Below are 1091 nucleotides of genomic sequence, written 5' to 3'. Positions count from 1 at the left end.
CCGGCCCCGCCCGACTCGGCGCCCTCGGCCGGTCCGCGTTCCCGCCCGCACTTCATGCAGAAGCGGGCCTCGTCGGGGCCGGGCGTGCCGCAGTGCGGGCAGTACGACGTCATGGAACGCTCCGTCATCCAGAAAACTCGTGCCGTAGTCGGACGTATTCAACGGACGGAGTTTTCTGTTGACCGGTTCCCGTCAACGGGGATCCCTTTTGAGTACCCCTCATACGAGTGAACTTGAGCCCCGCGAGTAGTCCTTGGGGACCCTGTGAGTGGGCTCCGAGCCCTACGGGGGCCTTGAGTCCTACGGAGTCCTACGCAGGGGCCTTCGGAGTCCTACGCAGGGGTCTTGAGTCCTACGGGTGGGCCTTGAACCCCCGGTGCAGTGCGACGACACCGCCCGTGAGGTTCCGCCACGCGACCCGGCTCCAGCCGGCCTTCCGGAGGCGCTCGGCGAGGCCCGGCTGGTCGGGCCAGGCGCGGATGGACTCGGCGAGATAGACGTACGCCTCGGGGTTGGACGACACAGCGCGGGCGACCGGCGGCAGCGCGCGCATCAGGTACTCGCTGTAGACGGTCCGGAACGGCGTCCACGTCGGATGCGAGAACTCGCAGATCACGACCCGTCCGCCCGGCTTGGTGACCCGGTACATCTCGCGCAGCGCGGCGTCCGTGTCCTGGACGTTCCGCAGGCCGAAGGAGATGGTCACCGCGTCGAAGGTGTCGTCCTTGAACGGCAGCTTCGTCGCGTCGCCCGCCGTGAACGGCAGCCAGGACGTGCGTTCCTTGCCGACCCGGAGCATGCCGAGGGAGAAGTCGCACGGGACGACGTACGCGCCGGTCTGCGCGAAGGGCAGCGAGGAGGTGCCCGTACCAGCGGCGAGGTCGAGGACCTTCTGCGCGGGGCGGGCGTCCACCGCCCGCGCGACCTCCTTGCGCCAGCGCCGGTCCTGCCCGAGGGACAGCACGTCGTTGGTCAGGTCGTACCGTTTCGCCACTCGGTCGAACATCGAGGCGACTTCGTGCGGCTGCTTGTCCAGGGATGCGCGGGTCACGGGCCCATTGTGGCAGTACGGGTCACAGCGGCACGGGCCG

2 protein-coding genes are annotated in these 1091 nt (G+C 69.0%); both read right to left on the bottom strand.

Annotation, left to right across the window (positions count from 1 at the left end; translation table 11 throughout):
* The coding region (locus STRIP9103_RS46890; RefSeq protein WP_009318904.1) for a zinc-ribbon domain-containing protein at positions 1-113 on the bottom strand (113 nt) is incomplete at its 3' end.
* A 239-nt stretch (positions 114-352) separates the two neighbouring features.
* Positions 353-1051 (bottom strand): demethylmenaquinone methyltransferase, encoded by a 699-nt coding sequence (locus STRIP9103_RS22265; RefSeq protein WP_009318902.1) that lies wholly within the window; start codon positions 1049-1051, stop codon positions 353-355.
* Positions 1052-1091: the final 40 nt, after the last annotated feature.

Source organism: Streptomyces ipomoeae 91-03 (assembly GCF_000317595.1).
Lineage (GTDB): Bacteria > Actinomycetota > Actinomycetes > Streptomycetales > Streptomycetaceae > Streptomyces > Streptomyces ipomoeae.
Note: the sequence above shows the minus strand (reverse complement) of the source record. Positions and strands in the feature narration are given on the sequence as shown.